We start from the raw sequence: 17599 nt of genomic DNA, 5'->3' as shown, positions 1-17599 counted from the left end.
GGTCCCGTTTCATGGCCGAAAAGTCTCCGCGCGGGCTTGCCGATGTCGTGGCCGCGTCGACGTCGATCTCCGACATCGACGGACGTGAAGGCCGGCTTTTCTATCGTGGCTACGACATTCACGACCTCGCCGGGCGCACCTCGTTCGAGGAGTGCGTCCATCTCCTTCAGCGCGGAGCCTTGCCCAATCAGCAGCAGCTCGACGAGTTGCGGGCGCAACTGGCTGCCGACCGCCACATCGGCCCCACCACCGAGGCGCTGCTGCCGCAGGTCGCGCGTAGCGGCACGCCGATGGAGGCCCTGCGCACCCTGGTCTCGTCGCTGTCGGCGGACGATCCCGATGCTGCGGACTCCTCCAGCGAGGCCGAGCGCCGCAAGGCGACCCGGCTGGTCGCCCAGATGCCGGTGCTCGTCGCGCGCTACGAAGCCACTCGACGCGAGCGTCCGGTCGTCGAGCCGGACCCCGACCTCGGTATCGCCGGGATGTTCCTGCAGCAGATCACCGGCGAGCGCCCCGAGCCGCGGGCCGCGGAGATCTTCGACACCTGCCTGCTGCTGCATGCCGACCACACCATGAACGCCTCCACGTTCACCGCCCGGGTCATCGCGGCCACGCTGTCCGACATCCACTCCGCGGTCACCGGCGCGATGGGTGCGTTGCGCGGCCCGCTGCACGGCGGCGCGAACGAAGCGGTCATGAACACGCTGATGTCCATCGAGGGCGACGCCAGCGCCGTCGACGCGTTCGTCCGCGCCGAGTTGGATGCCGGGCGCAAGCTCATGGGCTTCGGCCACCGCGTCTACAAGACCGAAGACCCGCGCGCCACGCACCTGCGCGAGATGAGCAAGGAACTCGCCGACATCACCGGCCACTCTCGATACTACGAGTTCTCTCGGCGCATGGAGCAGGTCGTGCTCGAGACCAAGGGGCTCTACCCCAACGTCGACTTCTTCGCCGCCAGCGTCTATCACGCGCTCGGCATCCCGACCGACCTGTTCACGCCGGTGTTCGCCGTCTCGCGGATGAGCGGATGGACCGCGCACGTCATCGAGCAGCATGACGACAACCGCCTCATCCGCCCCGAGAGCGACTACGTCGGGCCGCGCGACCAGCGCTGGGTCGAGATCTCCCAACGGTGAGCGTCAGCGACCATCGCCACCGCGACCTGCGCAGTCGCTGGGCCCAGGCGGCCGAGCGGCGGCTGACTCCGCGCAGTTGGTTCCAGGCCGTGTTCCGGCAGTGGCCGCTGTTGCTGGTGCTCGGGGTCGTCGCCACGGGTGTGGTGGTCGTCGCCGACGATCACTTCCGGCGCGGGACGTTCATCATGGCCGGCGGGGTGTGCTTGGCGGCCTTCCTGCGCATCGTGCTGCCCAATGAACGGGCCGGGCTGCTGCAGGTGCGCTCGCGCATGCTCGACATCCTGACGCTGGGGTTTCTCGGCGGTGGCTCGCTGATCGCCTCGCTCATCGTGCCGCCACCGTCGTAGACCCCGGCCCGACGCCGGCGCACGGCCTGCGTAGCATCGCTGACGTCGAAACCGTCGCGTTGACCGAGGAGAAGATCTCATGGCGCAGGCCCCCGTCACCGTCACCGTCACCGGCGCCGCCGGGCAGATCGGCTACGCCCTGCTCTTCCGAGTGGCCTCGGGCCAGTTGCTCGGGCCGGACACCCCCGTGCGCCTGCGGTTGCTGGAGATTCCGCAAGCGGTGAAAGCCGCCGAGGGCACGGCGATGGAGCTCGACGACTGCGCGTTCCCGCTGCTGCAGGGCGTGGACATCACCGACGACGTACGACAGGCCTTCGACGGCGTCAACGTCGCGCTGCTGGTGGGTGCCCGCCCGCGGACCAAAGGCATGGAGCGCGGCGACCTGCTCGAGGCGAACGGCGGCATCTTCAAGCCGCAGGGTGAAGCGATCAACGCCGGAGCCGCTGACGACGTGCGCGTGCTGGTCGTGGGTAACCCGGCCAACACCAACGCGCTGATCGCGCGCTCGCACGCACCTGACGTGCCGGCCGACCGGTTCACCGCGATGACCCGCCTCGACCACAACCGGGCGCTGTCGCAGTTGGCGACCAAACTGGACGTCAGCGTCACCGACATCGCCAAGCTGACGATCTGGGGCAACCACTCCGCGACGCAGTACCCCGACATCTTCCACGCCACCGTCGCCGGCAAGCCGGCCGCCGAGTTGGTCGACGAGGCGTGGCTGGCCGACGAGTTCATCCCCACCGTGGCCAAGCGCGGCGCGGCCATCATCGAGGCCCGCGGTGCGTCGTCGGCGGCCTCGGCGGCCAACGCCGCCATCGACCACGTGCACGACTGGGTGCTGGGCACCCCCGAGGGTGACTGGACCTCGGCCGGCGTCGTGTCGGACGGCTCCTACGGCGTGCCCGAAGGGTTGATCTCGTCGTTCCCGGTGGTCTCGCGGAACGGTTCGTGGGAGATCGTCCAGGGCCTGGACGTGAACGAGTTCTCGCGGCAGCGCATCGACGCCTCGGTCGAGGAGTTGCGTGAGGAGCGCGACGCCGTGGCAGCCCTCGGGCTGATCTGACGGCATCTGATATCTTGACGTCGAGAGAAAAAAAGTCACCGTCCAGGAGTTGCTGAGCATGGCGAAGATCAAGGTTGCCGGGCCCGTCGTCGAACTCGACGGCGACGAGATGACGCGGATCATCTGGGCGTTCATCAAGGATCGGCTGATCCACCCGTATCTCGATGTCGACCTGCGCTACTTCGATCTGTCGATCCAGCAGCGCGATGCCACCGACGACCAGATCACCGTCGATGCTGCGAACGCCATCAAGGAGCACGGCGTAGGCGTCAAGTGCGCGACCATCACGCCGGACGAGGCCCGGGTCGAGGAGTTCGGCCTGAAGAAGATGTGGCGCTCGCCCAACGGCACCATCCGCAACATCCTCGGCGGCGTGATCTTCCGCGAGCCCATCGTCATCAGCAACGTGCCGCGGCTGGTGCCCGGCTGGACCAAGCCGATCATCATCGGGCGTCACGCCCACGGTGACCAGTACCGCGCCACCGACTTCGTCGTCCCCGGCCCGGGCTCGATCACGATGACCTACACGCCGGCTGACGGCGGCGAGCCCATCGAGATGGAGGTGGCGAACTTCCCCGACGGCGGCGTCGCGATGGGCATGTACAACTACGACGAGTCGATCCGCGACTTCGCGCGGGCGTCGTTCCGCTACGGCCTCGAGCGCAAGTTCCCGGTCTACATGTCGACCAAGAACACCATCCTCAAGGCCTACGACGGCCGGTTCAAGGACCTGTTCGCCGAGGTCTTCGAGAACGAGTTCAAGGCCGAGTTCGACGCCGCCGGCATCACCTACGAGCACCGGCTCATCGACGACATGGTCGCCGCCGCGCTGAAGTGGGAGGGCGGCTACGTCTGGGCGTGCAAGAACTACGACGGCGACGTCCAGTCCGACACCGTCGCGCAGGGCTTCGGCTCGCTGGGCCTGATGACCTCGGTGCTCATGACGCCTGACGGCAAGGTCGAGGCCGAAGCCGCGCACGGGACCGTCACCCGGCACTACCGTCAGCACCAGGCCGGCAAGCCGACCTCCACCAACCCCATCGCCTCGATCTTCGCCTGGACGCGAGGCCTGGAGCACCGCGGCAAGCTGGACAACACGCCCGAGGTGGTCGGCTTCGCCGAGACGCTCGAGGACGTCGTCGTCAAGACCGTCGAGTCCGGCGTCATGACGAAGGACCTTGCCCTGCTGATCGGCGGCGACCAGGAGTGGAAGACCACCGAGGAGTTCTTGGCCGCGCTGGACGAGAACCTGGCCGCGCGGTTGGGCTGACAGCGGCGCAACCAGCTCGGCTGATGCGAGGGCGTCAGCCGAGCTGCTGGGCCAAGGCGACGATGATTCCCTCGGGCCCACGGACGTAGCAGAGCCGGTAGCTGTCCTGGTACTGCGCGATGTCGCCGACCAGTTCCCCGCCGTGGGCACGCAGAGCGGCGACCGTGGCGTCGATGTCGTCGACGGCGAACATGATCCGATGCATACCCAGCGTGTTGTGCGGCGGATTGTGCTCTGCGGTGTCGTTCACCGCCGGGGAGTGGTACTTCGACAGCTCGACGCGGCCGTGGCCGTCCGGGGTCCGCATCATCGCGATGTCGCAGCGCACGTTGGCGAGCCCGACGGTGCGATCGGCCCAGGCGCCCTCGATCTGTGCTTTGCCCTCCATCTCCAAGCCGAGCTCGGTGAAGAACGCAATGGCACCATCGAGGTCGTCGACGACGATGCCGACGTTGTCCATCCGTTGAACCGTCATGGTGGTCCCTTTCTTCGTCGCGCGGCCTGTCGTGGCCGCTGTACGACGAGGACGGAGCCGGGGCCGCATTCTCGACATCACAACGCGAGGGCCTAACCCGGCTCACGGAGGGCCCTCAGCGCCTCAGCTGGCGACGAGCGTGGTCACGTTGTCGATTTCCGGGCCGTGCCGGTCGCGTTCAACCTCTAGGTCGTAATCGGTCTGGGTGGTGATCCAGAAGCGGTCGTCGGTGCCCAACGCCTTGGACAGGCGCAGTGCTGTCTCCGGTGTGATGGAGCGCTTGCCGTGGACGATCTGACTGATACGCGTCTGAGGAAGCCCGGTTGCCTGGGCCAGGCTGTACTGCGAGATGCCCAGGGGCTTCAGGAACTCGGTGAGCAGAATCTCGCCGGGGGTGATCGGTTCGTGTGCCTTGGTCATGGCTGCGGCTCCTTTCAGTGGTAGTCGTGATCTCGACGTCCTCGGCGCCGAGACAGGCCGTCTTCGTCGTCGCCGGGTCGATGCCGGTCATGAATTCGTCTAGTTCTTCAGTGGTGCGGTCGAGCCTGTATGACCGCCTCGCGGTGCGCGTCGAATGCGGCGCGGTCGAACAGGACGAACCGTACGACCCGCACGGACTCGAGCTCCGGCGCGGTCGCTGCCACGGTCTGCACAGCGACCACCGCGGCGTCGCGAACCGGGTAACCGAAGATCCCGGTCGATATCGCTGGAAAGGCCACGGTCGTGAGCCCGGCTTCGTCGGCCAGCCGCAGTGAGTTGCGGTAGCACGAAGCCAGCAGTTCGGCAGCCGGCTCGTCGGTGCCGTACACCGGCCCCAGGGTGTGAATGACGTGGGCGTTCGGCAACTCGTGGCCACCGGTGATGACCGCACTGCCCGGGGTGATCGGCGCCAGCGGCCGGCACTCCTCGGCCAGGCCGGGACCGGCGGCGCGGTGAATCGCCCCGGCGACGCCGCCACCGGGGCGCAGTTGTGCATTGGCGGCGTTGACGATGGCGTCGGCGTCGGGCTGGTCGGTGATGTCGCCGACGGTCAACTGGACCGTGACGCCGTCGAAAACGTGTTCGATCATGAAGGTCACCTCACCGAACACGACCTTACGCCGAGCCAGTGATCAGGCCCGTCGGCCGAGCCGGAACAGGGCGGCCGCCCCGGCTTCCAGATCCACCGTCACGCGAGCGCCCGGTTCGGGAACGTAGGACTCCGTGGCCGGGTCGAATCGGGACACGTCGGTGACCGAACGCGGATCGGTGCGCAGCCGCACCGACGTGGGCTGCGAATGATCGCGGTTGGCGACCAGCAGCCAGCGATCGTTCGACTCCTCGCGGGTGCGGAACATCCCGAGGACCACGGCGCCACCGTCGACGGAGCGGATGTGGTCATCGGGGGTGAACTCGCTCGCCCCCGCTGGCAGGGGTGCGTCGTTGGCGTGCGTGACCGACTCCGAGACCAGTGGTTTGAGTTGCCTGCCCACCGGCGACAGCCAGCTGAGGTTGATGTTCTTCGACGCGTCGTAGCGCTCGGTGCGCTGTCCGTCGGTGGTGATCAACGCGGGCCCGAACCCTTCGCCCCGGGCGGGGTCCGGGGTCCAGTACGTGAAGTACTGGATGCCCTTGGCGCCGTACGCGAGACTCATGTTGACCTGCCACAGCAGCTCGGCGGCGGTGGGCTCGCGGTGCCCGCTGTAAGCCAGGGTCTGGATGAAGCACCACGTCGGCAGATCAGCGCGCAGCCCTTCGTCGCGGATGATCTTCCAGTTGAGGAAGAAGTCGGCGTCGTCGCCGTCGAGCAGCAGCGGGTAGCGGTCGAACGAGATCAGCGACGGTTTGACGACGTCGACGAACTGCCGCACGTAGGCGGGATCGGTGGTGGGGAACAAGTTGATGTACGGCAGCGTCTCCGGGCTCAGCTCTCGGTTGATCTGCACGGTCTGGGCGAGTGTGGCGAACTTGTCCGGTGCGGGCTCGTCGTAATGGTCGATGCCGACGAAGCTCGACGACCCGTACTGGTTCAGCACCGCGCTGATCTTCGACCTCGCCTCGGCCGAGGTGAGCGTGAACTGGCCGCCGTCGTCGTCGACCTCGAACTCGTGGGTGATCCACCGCATGGTGTCGTCGTCGGCCACGACCTTGATGCCGGCCGCCTCGGCCATCTGCATGGCATACCGCTGGATGTGTGCGTCAGCGAACAGGTAATTGCCGGTGATGATGAAGGTGAACCCGGCGTCGGCGATTTCCTGGTACCGCTCTTGCGTGGTCTGGAACGGTGGCGGCGGCCACCACAGCCCGATCGGGAACTCGGCATCGCCGATGAGGGGGAGCCGGGAGGGGTCCACGGAGATCGCCGGTCGTGGGGCCGCGGCCTGACCCTTGGCCGAAGCGAATCCCGGGGCGGCAGCGCTCAGCGCCGCGGCGCCGGCCGTGCCCAGCAGAGTTCGGCGGTTCACCGGGAGACCGGCCCGAGCGGGACGGGAGTGAGCGGGATGCTCCTGCATCGATCGTTCCTTCCTCACCCGCCGGTCCCTCGGTGCGCGCAGGCGTCGAGTGGCGGTTTGTCCGGCTTGAAACGTTGAAAAGGGATTCTCTGATCAGGAGGTGACGTTGTCAATCCCGGTCAGCGCGTCGAACTGGCGCGCACTTGCAGCGAGGTGGGCAGCACCACTCGCTCGGGTTCGGCGTCCGGCGATTCGGCGCGCTTGGTCAGCAACTGCGCGGCTCGGCGGCCGACTTCGTACGTCGGCTGCGCCACGGTCGTCAGCGTGGGGCGGATCAGATCGGCCCACGGGATGGAGTCGAAACCGACGATGGCGACGTCGTCCGGAACCGACAGGCCGCGCTGGACGAGGCACTCCATCGCACCGATGGTCATCAGGTTGTTGGTCGCGAACACAGCGTCCGGCGCGGGGCCGTCGTCGAGCAGGGACGCCATCGCGTCGTAGCCGCCCTGCTCGCGGAAGTCGGCGTAGCGCACCAACGTCTCGTCGACGCTCTGGCCGGCCTTGCTCAGGGCGCGGGCGTAGCCGTCGAAGCGCTGCGTCGCGCTGCTCAGCCACTGTGGGCCGGTGATGCAGGCGATGCGGGTGTTGCCCTGCTCCACGAGGTGGGTCGTGGCCAACTCGGCGCCGTGCTCGTTGTCGACGAGCACGGTGTCGGCGGTGACGTTGTCCAGCTCGCGGTCGATGACGACGACCGGGCAACCGGCCTCGAGCAGGAGGTTGACGTCGTCGACCTGGTTCGACGACGGCGAGATCACGACGCCGGCCATCTGCTCGCTCAATGCCGCCGCGATGTAGCTGGACTCCTTGTCCGGATTCTCGTCGCTGTTGCACAGCACCACGGAGTAGCCGGCCGAAGACGCGACGTCCTCGATGCCGCGCACCATGGAAGTGAAGAACGGGTTCTGGACGTCGGAGATGATGACCGCCCACAGGCTGGTCCGGCTGGTTCGCAGATTACGGGCGACGGCGTTACGCCGGTAGCCGAGCTGCGAGACGGCGGCCATCACGCGTTCGGCGAGCGTGGGGTCGACCTTCACGTGCCCGTTGAGCACCCGCGATACCGTGGCGGCCGACACGCCGGCCAGCCGCGCCACGTCATAGATGGTCGCCACGTCGTCCCCCTGTCCATGGCGCGTTCTGGCCTCGTCGGTCGTGTCGAGGGCGCCCCGTTGCCGATATCCGTGCGCGGACATTCTAGCGTGCCGGTAATCGATTTCCCCCGAATTCTTCCGCCGCACCGTCCTGAAATGATCATGTTCAGCAGGGAATCACCTGCCTCACCACCCGTGCACGCATGGTGATGCTCCATATCTCCTCGTGGTGTCCGACCCCGCCGTCGCCCACTCAAACCCGTTGACACCGCACCGCCACCTCACCTAGCGTGCCAGTAATCGATTTCTCGGCACTGAAGCAACGCGTGCTGAGTGGAACAAGCGAACGATAGGAGTTGCCCGTGGCACGGATCGGCCTGCTCACCATCTCGGACGGGCGAGACTTCGTCCACCGCGACATCGAGGCCTGGGCCAAGTCGACGGAGGACGCCGTCGTCGAGGCGCTGCAGAACGCCGGTCACGAGGTCGTCCGGGCGCCGGAGCTCATCTCGACGAACGAGCTGGCCTCCAGCCAGGCCCGCCTCGTCGCCGAATCTCGCCCGGACGTCACGATCTTCAACTATTCCGTGTGGGCGTTCCCGCACTTCTCGATGCTGGCTGCTGCGGCCACGCCAGGCCCACTGGTCCTGCTGTCCAACATCGACCCGGTCCAGCCGGGCATGGTCGGCATGCTCGCCGCGGGCGGCTCGCTCGACCAGATCGGCCGGGTGCACGGCCGCGTGTGGGGCGACGTCGCCGATCAGCAGACGATGGACCGTCTCCTCGTGCACGTACGCGCCGCCCAGGCCGTCGGCGGCCTGCGGGGCAGCACGTTCGGTCGCTTCGGTGGACGTCCGATGGGCATGTACACCGCGGTCGCCAATGCCGACCAGTGGCTGTCGACGTTCGGCGTCGACGTCGAGGAGATCGATCAGTGGGAGATCGTCCGCCGCTCCGAGCTGGTGCCGGAGTCCCGGGCGCGAGCCGGGCGGGAATGGCTCGAGAAGTACGCCAACGTCCATTACGACGGCAAACAGCTCACCCCTGAACTGCTCGAACGCCAGATCCGTTCGTATCACGCCGTGCGCGAGCTGATCGACGAGTGGAACCTCGACTTCTCCGGCATCAAGGGGCAACCGGAGCTGACGACGCATTTCACCACGATGGACGTCACCGAGGCCTTCCTCAACGACCCCTATGACTGGGAGGGGCCGAAGCCGACGCACGTGACCTCCACCGAGTCCGACATGGACGCGGCGATGACGATGCAGATCCTGAAGCTCATCTCCGGTGACCCCGTCCTGTTCGCCGACGTCCGCCACTACCACGCCGACCGCGACATCTGGGACATGTGCAACTCCGGCCAGCACGCCACGTGGTACGCCGCGCGCAGCGACGATCCGGCCGAGAACCTGCGGCGTGTGCACCTGTACCCCGAGGTGTTCTTCTTCCCGGCCGGTGGCGCCTCGGTGCATCACATCGCGGCCCCGGGCGACATGACGTTGGCCCGGCTGACCAGGTACGACGGGCGATACCGGATGCAGGTCGTGCGCGGCGCGTTCGAGGACTACGGCGACGACGTCAACGACAAGCTGGCTCGGCAGTCCACGTTCGAGTGGCCGCACGCGTTCACGCGGATGCAGGTGCCCGCCGACGAGTTCTTGTCGCGGTTCGGCGCCAACCACATTCACGCGGTGCCGGGCGACTACATCGCCGAGCTGGAGCAGGTGTGCCGGCTGCTGGACATCGACTTCCAGCATCTGGGCCAGTGATCAGCTGAGCGCGGGAGGATACGCGCCATGAGTGATCTGGTGCTCGGTGTCGACGTCGGCACGTCCAGCAGCAAGGCGGTGCTCGCCTCGACCGACGGGGACATCGTCGCGGTGCATGTCGTCGAGCACGACGTGTCCCGGCCGCGGCCGGGTTGGGTCGAGCAGGACGCCGACGCCGTCTGGTGGGGCGACGTGTGCGCCCTGACCCGCCGGGTGGTGGCCGACACCGATCCCGGGCGGATCGCGGCGGTGTGCGTCAGCGGGATCGGCCCGACGGTGTTGCCCGCCGACGAGCACGGGCAACCGCTGCGACCGGCGATCCTGTACGGCGTCGACATCCGGGCGGTCGGCCTGGCCGACGAGCTGTCGGCTGAGCTGGGTGCGGAGGAGATCCTGCGCCGGTGTGGCTCGACGCTGTCGTCGCAGTCGGCCGGGCCGAAGGTCGCCTGGCTGCGCCGCCACGAGCCTGACGTCTGGGCCCGCACGCAGTACCTGTTCATGGCCAACAGCTACGTGGTGCACCGGCTGACCGGCGCTTACGTCCTTGATCACCACTCGGCGAACCAGTGCCAGCCGATGTACGACCGCGAACGCGGCGCCTGGATCCCCGAGTGGTGTGAACGTGTGGCACCCGGGCTGCGCCTACCCGAACTGCGCTGGCCCGCCGACGTCGCCGGTCACGTGACCGACGAGGCGGCCCGGGCCACCGGGCTGCGGGCGGGCACGGCGGTGGCCGTCGGCACCATCGATGCCTGGGCCGAAGCCGAGAGCGTCGACGTTCGCGAGCCAGGCGACGTCATGGTCATGTACGGCTCGACGATGTTCTTCATCGCGGTGACGGCGAAGCCGGTGAGCCATCCGCAGCTGTGGGGCACCGTCGGGCAGCATCCCGGCCTGCACACGCTGGCCGGAGGCATGGCGAGTTCGGGCTCGATCACCGGCTGGTTCCGCCAGCTGAGTGGTGACCGGCCGTACGAGGAGCTCGTCGCCGCGGCCGCGGACGTCGGGGCCGGTGCGGACGGGCTGCTCGCCTTGCCGTACTTCGACGGTGAACGCACGCCGTTCGCCGATCCGAACGCCCGCGGCGTGATCGCGGGGCTCTCGCTCCGCCATGGCGCCGGGCACGTGTACCGGGCGCTGCTGGAGGCGACGGCGTTCGGTGTCCGGCACAATCTCGAGGCGTTCGGGGAAGCCGGCGTCGACGTGGGCCGCATCGTCGCCGTGGGCGGGGGAACCAAGGGCGACCTGTGGACGCAGATCGTCAGCAGCGCCACCGGTGTCGTACAGGAGGTGCCGCCGGTCACAGTGGGGGCTGCCTACGGCGACGCGAAGTTCGCGGCCGTGGCGATCGGTGCGGCCGGACGCGACGTGAAGTGGAACGACGGCGGACATGCGGTACGCCCGAACCCCGCGGACGCTGCGGTGTACGACAAGCGCTACCCGCTCTACCGCAGCCTGTACGAGCGTACGAGCGACATCCAGCACGCCCTCGCCGCCGGCGGCTAGGCCGACGACGTCAGACCTCGGCGCGTCCGGTTCGCCAGTAGCCCATGAACGTCACCGCGCTCTTGTCGATGCCGCACTCGCCGACGAGGTGACGGCGGATGGCCTTGACCGCCCCGGCCTCACCCGCGATCCAGGCGTACACCGAGCTGCTGGCGGCAGCGGCGATCTCCCAGAGGATCTCGAGGTCGATGTCGACGGTGTCGACCGTGCTGGTCGGCGCTGCCTCGGCGCGGCGATCGCGGCCGAACCCGGAGGCGCAGACGGACTCCACGAGCAGGCTGCCGTTGGCGGCGGCTGAGCCGTCGGAACCGCGGCGGGGCAGCCACGTCACCTCGGCGTGCTCGGGCGCGGGCAGATCGATCATGTCGCCGGGCTCGGGCACCTCGAGCATGACGCGCACGCGAGCCGGGCAGGTCGGGGACTCGCGCAGCGAGGCGAGGATGCCGCTGATGGCCGGCAGCGCGGTCTCGTCCCCGGCGATGAGCACGTCGTCGGCACCCACCGGCGGATTCCACTCGTGCCCGCGGCAGTCCGCGCCGTACAGGCGGTTCGGGCCGATCAACGCGACCTCGTCGCCGACGGTGGCGCGCCGGGCCCAGGCCGAGGCCGGACCGCCGTCGCCGTGCAGCGCGAAGTCGATGTCGACCTCGCGGTGCTGTGGACGGACCGCGCGGATGGTGTACGTGCGGACGAACCCGCGGGTGGCCGGGTCAGCGTGGCGGTACTGCGACCACCAGTCGAGGGACAGCTCGGGGAGCTCGTGGCCGTCGCGTGGCAGGTACAGCTTGACGCGCTGATCCGGGCCGTCGTGGCCGAACTCGTCGAGGTTGCCCGCGGTGAAGGTGATGCGGACGAACGACGGGCTGAGCTGCTGTACCCGGGAGACGGTCACCCGGAAGGGTCGCCACGACGGCTGAGTGGCGATCTGCGCATGGTCGGTCGTGGCGATGGTCATATGGTCCCCGGAACGAAAGTTCGCTTCACCTTACTAAGGCGAGGCTAACCGATCCTTGGAAGAAGCGCACGCGTGGGTTCGTCCGGGCCGCGTTAACCTGTTCCGGTGCCGTCGACGCCCGTGATCGAACTGCCTGACCACGACGCCTTGGTGGACTTCGCCCGCGGGCACCCCGTAGCGCGCTGGAATCACTCGGCCCGGCGGTTCGACCGGGCCTGGGGCTTGGGCGAAGCCGCGAGCTTCACCGATCACGGCAGGTTCGGGCACCTGCTCCTGGCCTTCGGCGCCCCTGACGACGCCGCGCGGCTGGCGGCGGAGATCCTGGCCGGTCCGCCTGCCGGTGATCTCGGCGGCTTCGACATCGTGGTGGTGCCCCGCGACTCGCCGGTCTCGAGCATCGACCAGCTCAAATGGCGCCACGACTGGGAATGGTTCTGGACCACGACGATGCCGGAGCGCCGCCCGGGCGAAGCGGCGGTGGAACGCCTCGACGTCGCCGATCCGCACGTCGCCGGTGAGCTCACCGAGCTCCTGGACGTCTCGTCGCCCACCACGTCCGCGCTGCCCGGCGACCCGACGGTGGATCACTGGTATGGCATCCGCGCCGCCGAGCGTGGGCTCGTGGCCTGTGCCGCGGAGTCCGAGCGGGCGTCGGGCTCGTCGAACCTGCGCGCCATCGCCGTCCACCCCGCCTTGCGGGGTCGTGGACTCGGAGCCGACGTGACCACCGCGGTGATGCGGGCCGGCTTCGAAGCCGGTCTACACGCCGTCACGCTGGGCATGTACTCCGACAACGAGACCGCGGCCCGCCCGATGTACCAACGGCTGGGCTTTCAGCTGGGTCAGGAGTTCGCCACCTACGCCGTTTCGGCCTGACCGGCGACGGCGGAGATCGTCCAGGTGACCTCGTGAGACGCACCGGGCGCGAGCCGGACGACGTCGGTGCCGGAGTTGAACGCGTCCGGTGGGCACGTCATGGGCTCCACGGCCAGCCCGCCACGATGACCGGGCTCGCCGGGGCGGTCGGCCGTGTGGATCTGCACCCAAGGACACTGGATCGGATCCCACGTCATGGCCACGCCCTGGCCGGAGGCGCTACGGACATGCACTCGGCTGCGGCCGTCGGCGTCCGCGTCGAGGCCGGTGAAAGCGTGGTCGATGAACGTGTCACCGATCGTGCGGGCGGTGGCGAAGTCGAAGCCGGTGCCGGCCACCGGTTCGACGCTCACCGGGAGAAGCCGATCGGGGGTGACGGCGAGGTAGCGGGTGGCCGGTAGCTGCAGCGACCAGGCATCCACGCGGCCGCCCCCGGCGACCAGGTAGGGATGCGGTGCGCAGCCGTACGGCGCAACGGTCTCGCCGGCGTTGGTCGCCCCGACGCTCCAGTGCAGGCCGTCGGCGTCCAGGAGGTAACGCACGGTCAGCTCCAGCGGATACGGGTAGCCCGGCTGCTCGACCAGCCGGTGCCGCAGGACGACCTGGTCGCTGCGGTGGTCGATGACGTCCCAGCGCACCCAGGCGACGAGGCCGTGCAGGGCATTGCCGCGGTCGGGTTCGGTGATGGCCAGCTGGTGAGTAGCGCCGTCGAAGGTGTAACGGCCGTCGGCGACCCGATTCGGCCACGGGGCCAACACCGCGCCGCGATACGCCGGGCGGATCTCGTCGGCGTCGAAGCCGACGACCAGCGGTCGCTCGCCGTGCTGCAGTTGGCGCAGCGTCGCGCCGACGTCGGTCACCGTGGCCGAGTAGTCGCCGTAGCTCAGGTCGAACTGAGTCCCACTGCGGGTCACTGTGGCTCCTCCTCGATGCCGGCGCCGTCGGCCGGGTAGGCGGTGAACACGTGCGGCTCGGTGAACCCATGCCGGGCGAACGACGAGCGCACAGTCGCAGCGACGTCGTCGGCCTCGCTCGTGTGGGTCAGCGCGATGACGGAACCGCCGAAGCCGCCGCCGGTCATGCGAGCGCCGAGGGCGCCGGCACTCAGCGCCGAGTCGACGGCGACGTCGAGCTCGGGCACGGTGATCTCGTAGTCGTCGCGCATCGAGGCGTGCGACGCCGTCAACACCGGGCCGATGTCGCTCACCTTGCCGTCGCGCAGCAACTCCACCGTCGAGAGTACGCGGGCGTTCTCGGTCAGCACATGGCGCACCCGCCGGCGCATGACGTCGTCGTCGCCGAGGCGCGCCAGCACGGCGTCCACCGGTTCGTCCTGCACCTCCCGCAGACTGGACACCCCGAGCCGAGCCGCAGCGTCTTCGCAGGTGGCGCGGCGGGCGCCGTACTCGCCGCCGGCATGCTGGTGTTCGGCGCGAGTGTCGATGATGAGCAGCGTGAGCCCGGCCGCGCTCAGGTCGCACGGGATCGGCTCGGCGCTCACGGCCCGGGCGTCGAACAACACGACCTGGCCGGCGCCGCCGTACATCGCGGCCATCTGGTCCATGGCGCCGGTCGGCGCGCCGACGTATTCGTTCTCGGCGCGCTGGGCCAGCAGCGCCACCCGGGTGCGATCGAGTCCCAACCCCGCGAGGTGGTCCAGGGCGACCAGCACCGAGCACTCCAGCGCCGCCGACGACGACAGGCCCGCGCCCCGGGGCACGTCGCTGTCGATGTGCACGTCGGCGCCCGGCACGTCGTGGCCGGCCTCGCGCAACGACCAGAACACCCCGGCGACGTAGGCGGCCCAGCCGTCGACGTCGCCCGGCCGGGTCGGCACGGTGAACGAGACCGGCGAGGCTCCCGGCGCCGTCGACGCCACGGTGACGGTGTCGTCGTCGCGGCGAACCACCCGCGCCCGGGTGCGGTGCGGCAGCGCCAGCGGCAAAGCGAACCCGCCGTTGTAGTCGGTGTGTTCGCCGATCAGGTTCACCCGGCCGGGCGCCGACCCGACGACCGCCGTCATGCGTGATCACCGGTCCGGGTGGCGAATCGCCAGGCGTCACTGACGATGCGGTCGAGGTCGTGCTCGGCGCGCCAGCCCAGCTCGGTGGCGATCCGCTCGGCCGACGCCACCAGCACCGGCGGGTCGCCTGCGCGGCGCTCGCGCTCGCGCGTGGGCACGTCGTGGCCGGTCACCCGCCGGACCGCGGCGATGACTTCGCGAACGGTGTAGCCGGTCCCGGTACCGAGGTTGTAGATCCGGTGGCCGCTGGAGCTGCCGGTGGCCTCCAGCGCGAGCAGGTGCGCGCGGCCGAGGTCTTCGACGTGCAGGTAGTCGCGCACCGCCGTACCGTCGCGGGTCGGGAAGTCCGTGCCGAACACGTCCACGGCCTCGCGCCGCCCCGCGGGCACGGCCAGGACGTTCGGGATGAGGTGCGTCTCGGGTTCATGCCGCTCGCCGTGCGGTCCGACCGCACCGCCGACGTTGAAGTAGCGCAGGCTGATCGCGGCGAGCCCGTGCGCTTGTGCCGTACCGGCCAGCAGGTGGTCGACGGCGAGCTTGCTCTGCCCGTACGGATTGATCGGCACCGCAGGGGCCGTCTCGGTCAGTGGCGTGACCTCCGGCTCACCGTAGGTCGCCGCGGTGGACGAGAACACCATGCGGTTGACGCCGGCCTTGGCCATCGCATCGAGCAGCCGCAGGGTGCCGACGACGTTGTTCCACCAGTACAGCTGCGGGTCGGCGACGGACTCCGCCACCAGCGACTTGGCCGCGAAATGCAGCACGGCGTCGAACGAGGCATCGAGCACGTCGCCGGCGTCTGCGACGTCGGCCTGCACGAACTGCGCAGCCTCCGGTACGGCGTCGCGGTGGCCGGTCGACAGGTCGTCGAGGACGACGACGTCGTGCCCGGCGTCGAGCAGTTGGCTGGCGACGACCGACCCGATGTAGCCGGCGCCGCCAGTGAGCAGCAGTTTCACGAGGTGACCTCCGTGGCCGGGCGAGCGAGGTCGCGCAGGCGGGCGGCGACGTCTTCAGGCAGGACGTCGGTGACGAACGCACCCATCGCCGACTCCGACCCGGCGAGGTATTTCAGCTTGTTCGGTGCGCGCTTGATCGAGAACAGCCGTAGGTGCAGGTAGGCGAGGTCGTGGCCGGTCCGCACCGGGGCCTGGTGCCAGGCGGCGATGTAGGGCAGGGGCTGGTCGTACAGGGCGTCGAAGCGGCCGAGCATGTCGAGGTAGAGCCGAGCGAACTCGTCCCGCTCGGTGTCGTCGAGCTCCGGGATGGAGGTGACGCGCCGGCTGGGGTACAGGTGCACCTCGACCGGCCAGCGCGCGGCGGCGGGCACGAACGCCGTCCAGTGTTCGGTCTCGGCCACGATCCGCTCACCCGCGGCGCGTTCCTCCGCGAGGACGTCGGCGAACAGATTGGCGCCAGTGCGGTCGTGGTACCGCTGCGCCGAGTCGAGCATCCGGGCGGTGTGCGGAGTGACGAACGGGTAGGCGTAGATCTGGCCGTGTGGATGCGACAGCGTGACGCCGATCTCCTCGCCGCGGTTCTCGAAGCAGAACACCTGCTCGACACCCGGGTGTTCGGACAGCGCGGCGGTGCGGTCGGCCCAGGCGTCGACCACGAGCCGCGCCTGAGCCGGGTCGAGCGTGGCGAACGAGCCGTCGTGATCGCTGCTGAAACAGACCACCTCGCAGCGTCCGCGGCCGGGCGCGTGTGGGGTCAGCGGGGTGCCGGGCGGCGGGTCGGCCGCGGCCGACGACAGGCTGGGGAACCGGTTCTCGAAGACGGCGACCTGGTAGTCCGGCGCGGGAATCTCGGTCTGGCGCCCGTCGCGAGACGGACACAGTGGGCACTGGTCCGCCTGGGGGAGGTGGGTGCGGTCCTGGCGATGAGAGGCCATGACCACCCATTCGTCGAGCACGGGGTCGTAGCGCAGCTGCGACGACGTACTCACCGGCGGGAGGTCGCGCTGGTCGGGATGGTGCGCTCGCTCGGCATCGCCGGTGTCGAAGTAGATGATCTGGCGGCCGTCGGCCAAGCGGGCAGTGGTCTTTTTCATCAGGTGGCACCGGCCGTGGAGGTGGGGGAGGTTTCGTTGGGCATGATGGCAGCTACCAGGATGAGGCGGCCGACGTGCTCGGTCAGGAGGTCGCGGGCGCCGGTCGGCAGACCCTCGTCGCTGATGACGATGTCGGCTTCGTCGAGACCGGCGATGGTGCTGAGGCCGACGGTGTCCCACTTGGTGTGATCGGCCAGCACGACCAGCCGCCGCCCCGCGGCGACGAGGGCGCGGTTGGTGTCGGCCTCGAGCATGTTCGGGGTGGTGAACCCTGCGGTGACGTCGATGCCGTGCACACCGAGGAAGACGAGGTCGAGGTGGAGCTGATGCAGTGACGAGACAGCTACCGGGCCGACCAGCGCGTCGGAGGGCGTACGGACGCCGCCGGTGAGCACGACGCTGCGTTCGACGCCGTCGTCGGGTCGTAGTGCGTCGGCGACCCGCATGGAGTTGGTGACCACGGTGAGGTCGGGGATGCGGCGGAGGTGCTGGGCCAGCGTCCAGGTGGTCGTTCCGGCCGAGACTCCGATG

Annotated in this window: 17 protein-coding genes and 1 pseudogene; 7 read left to right on the top strand and 11 right to left on the bottom strand. The window is 69.2% G+C overall.

What is annotated here, in order from left to right; all coding sequences use genetic code 11:
* The first annotated feature begins 11 nt into the window (after positions 1–11).
* The 4 genes from M6444_RS00090 (at position 12) to M6444_RS00075 (ending at position 3822) form a co-directional block, all read left to right on the top strand.
* Positions 12–1139: a citrate/2-methylcitrate synthase gene (locus M6444_RS00090; RefSeq protein ID WP_298321644.1), complete on the top strand. Its 1128-nt coding sequence runs from the start codon at positions 12–14 to the stop codon at positions 1137–1139.
* Complete coding sequence (locus M6444_RS00085) at positions 1136–1486, top strand: DUF3017 domain-containing protein (protein ID WP_212756799.1); 351 nt, start codon at positions 1136–1138, stop codon at positions 1484–1486. The genes M6444_RS00090 and M6444_RS00085 overlap by 4 nt, the downstream gene beginning before the upstream one ends.
* 79 nt (positions 1487–1565) lie before the next feature.
* Positions 1566–2552 carry a malate dehydrogenase gene (locus M6444_RS00080; RefSeq protein ID WP_298321637.1) on the top strand — a complete coding sequence of 329 codons (987 nt, stop codon included), beginning with the start codon at positions 1566–1568 and terminating at the stop codon, positions 2550–2552.
* A 58-nt stretch (positions 2553–2610) separates the two neighbouring features.
* Positions 2611–3822 carry an NADP-dependent isocitrate dehydrogenase gene (locus M6444_RS00075; protein ID WP_298321635.1) on the top strand — a complete coding sequence of 404 codons (1212 nt, stop codon included), beginning with the start codon at positions 2611–2613 and terminating at the stop codon, positions 3820–3822.
* A gap of 34 nt (positions 3823–3856) precedes the next feature.
* On the opposite strand, the gene M6444_RS00070 is transcribed toward M6444_RS00075, so the two are convergent.
* The 5 genes from M6444_RS00070 to M6444_RS00050 all read right to left on the bottom strand — a co-directional run bounded on the left by M6444_RS00070 (position 3857) and on the right by M6444_RS00050 (position 7904).
* Positions 3857–4297 carry a VOC family protein gene (locus M6444_RS00070; protein ID WP_298321633.1) on the bottom strand — a complete coding sequence of 147 codons (441 nt, stop codon included), beginning with the start codon at positions 4295–4297 and terminating at the stop codon, positions 3857–3859.
* 123 nt (positions 4298–4420) lie between these two features.
* Positions 4421–4717: a HigA family addiction module antitoxin gene (locus tag M6444_RS00065; RefSeq protein WP_298321631.1), complete on the bottom strand. Its 297-nt coding sequence runs from the start codon at positions 4715–4717 to the stop codon at positions 4421–4423.
* 107 nt (positions 4718–4824) lie between these two features.
* Positions 4825–5367 carry a macro domain-containing protein gene (locus M6444_RS00060; protein WP_298321630.1) on the bottom strand — a complete coding sequence of 181 codons (543 nt, stop codon included), beginning with the start codon at positions 5365–5367 and terminating at the stop codon, positions 4825–4827.
* A 42-nt stretch (positions 5368–5409) separates the two neighbouring features.
* The gene (locus M6444_RS00055; protein ID WP_298321629.1) at positions 5410–6789 is read right to left on the bottom strand and encodes a hypothetical protein; all 1380 of its coding nucleotides are present in this window, start codon (positions 6787–6789) and stop codon (positions 5410–5412) included.
* Positions 6790–6908: 119 nt separating this feature from the next.
* Positions 6909–7904, bottom strand: coding sequence for a LacI family DNA-binding transcriptional regulator (locus tag M6444_RS00050; protein WP_298321628.1), 996 nt, complete (start codon positions 7902–7904; stop codon positions 6909–6911).
* Positions 7905–8245: 341 nt separating this feature from the next.
* On the opposite strand from M6444_RS00050, the gene M6444_RS00045 reads away from it, so the two are divergent.
* Together M6444_RS00045 and M6444_RS00040 are read left to right on the top strand one after the other, a co-directional pair.
* On the top strand, positions 8246–9655 hold the full coding sequence (locus M6444_RS00045) for an L-fucose/L-arabinose isomerase family protein (RefSeq protein WP_298321626.1): 1410 nt from the start codon (positions 8246–8248) through the stop codon (positions 9653–9655).
* Positions 9656–9682: 27 nt separating this feature from the next.
* Positions 9683–11161: an FGGY-family carbohydrate kinase gene (locus M6444_RS00040; RefSeq protein ID WP_298321624.1), complete on the top strand. Its 1479-nt coding sequence runs from the start codon at positions 9683–9685 to the stop codon at positions 11159–11161.
* 10 nt (positions 11162–11171) lie between these two features.
* On the opposite strand, the gene M6444_RS00035 is transcribed toward M6444_RS00040, so the two are convergent.
* Complete coding sequence (locus tag M6444_RS00035) at positions 11172–12116, bottom strand: siderophore-interacting protein (RefSeq protein WP_298321622.1); 945 nt, start codon at positions 12114–12116, stop codon at positions 11172–11174.
* A 105-nt stretch (positions 12117–12221) separates the two neighbouring features.
* Here M6444_RS00035 and M6444_RS00030 point away from each other — a divergent pair, with 105 nt between their 5' ends.
* Positions 12222–12992 carry a GNAT family N-acetyltransferase gene (locus tag M6444_RS00030; protein WP_298321620.1) on the top strand — a complete coding sequence of 257 codons (771 nt, stop codon included), beginning with the start codon at positions 12222–12224 and terminating at the stop codon, positions 12990–12992.
* On the opposite strand, the gene M6444_RS00025 is transcribed toward M6444_RS00030, so the two are convergent.
* The 5 genes and pseudogenes from M6444_RS00025 to M6444_RS00005 form a co-directional block, all read right to left on the bottom strand.
* Positions 12974–13906: an aldose 1-epimerase family protein gene (locus tag M6444_RS00025; RefSeq protein ID WP_298321618.1), complete on the bottom strand. Its 933-nt coding sequence runs from the start codon at positions 13904–13906 to the stop codon at positions 12974–12976. The two genes, M6444_RS00030 and M6444_RS00025, sit on opposite strands and share 19 nt — an antisense overlap.
* A complete protein-coding gene (gene galK / locus M6444_RS00020; RefSeq protein ID WP_298321616.1) occupies positions 13903–15015 on the bottom strand; it encodes a galactokinase in 1113 nt (370 codons plus the stop codon). Before galK ends, M6444_RS00025 begins: the two co-directional genes overlap by 4 nt.
* The gene (galE, locus tag M6444_RS00015; protein WP_298321614.1) at positions 15012–15974 is read right to left on the bottom strand and encodes a UDP-glucose 4-epimerase GalE; all 963 of its coding nucleotides are present in this window, start codon (positions 15972–15974) and stop codon (positions 15012–15014) included. Before galE ends, galK begins: the two co-directional genes overlap by 4 nt.
* A complete protein-coding gene (gene galT / locus M6444_RS00010) occupies positions 15971–17068 on the bottom strand; it encodes a galactose-1-phosphate uridylyltransferase (RefSeq protein ID WP_298321612.1) in 1098 nt (365 codons plus the stop codon). Before galT ends, galE begins: the two co-directional genes overlap by 4 nt.
* Positions 17068–17599, bottom strand: a pseudogene (locus M6444_RS00005) (DeoR family transcriptional regulator); the annotation flags it as partial. The gene galT and the pseudogene M6444_RS00005, both read right to left, overlap by 1 nt.

Origin of the sequence: Haloactinopolyspora sp., assembly GCF_027324685.1 — a bacterium.
Classification (GTDB): Bacteria; Actinomycetota; Actinomycetes; order Jiangellales; family Jiangellaceae; genus Haloactinopolyspora.
The sequence above is the reverse complement of the archived record's forward strand: the minus strand, read 5'-3'. Positions and strand labels throughout refer to the sequence as shown.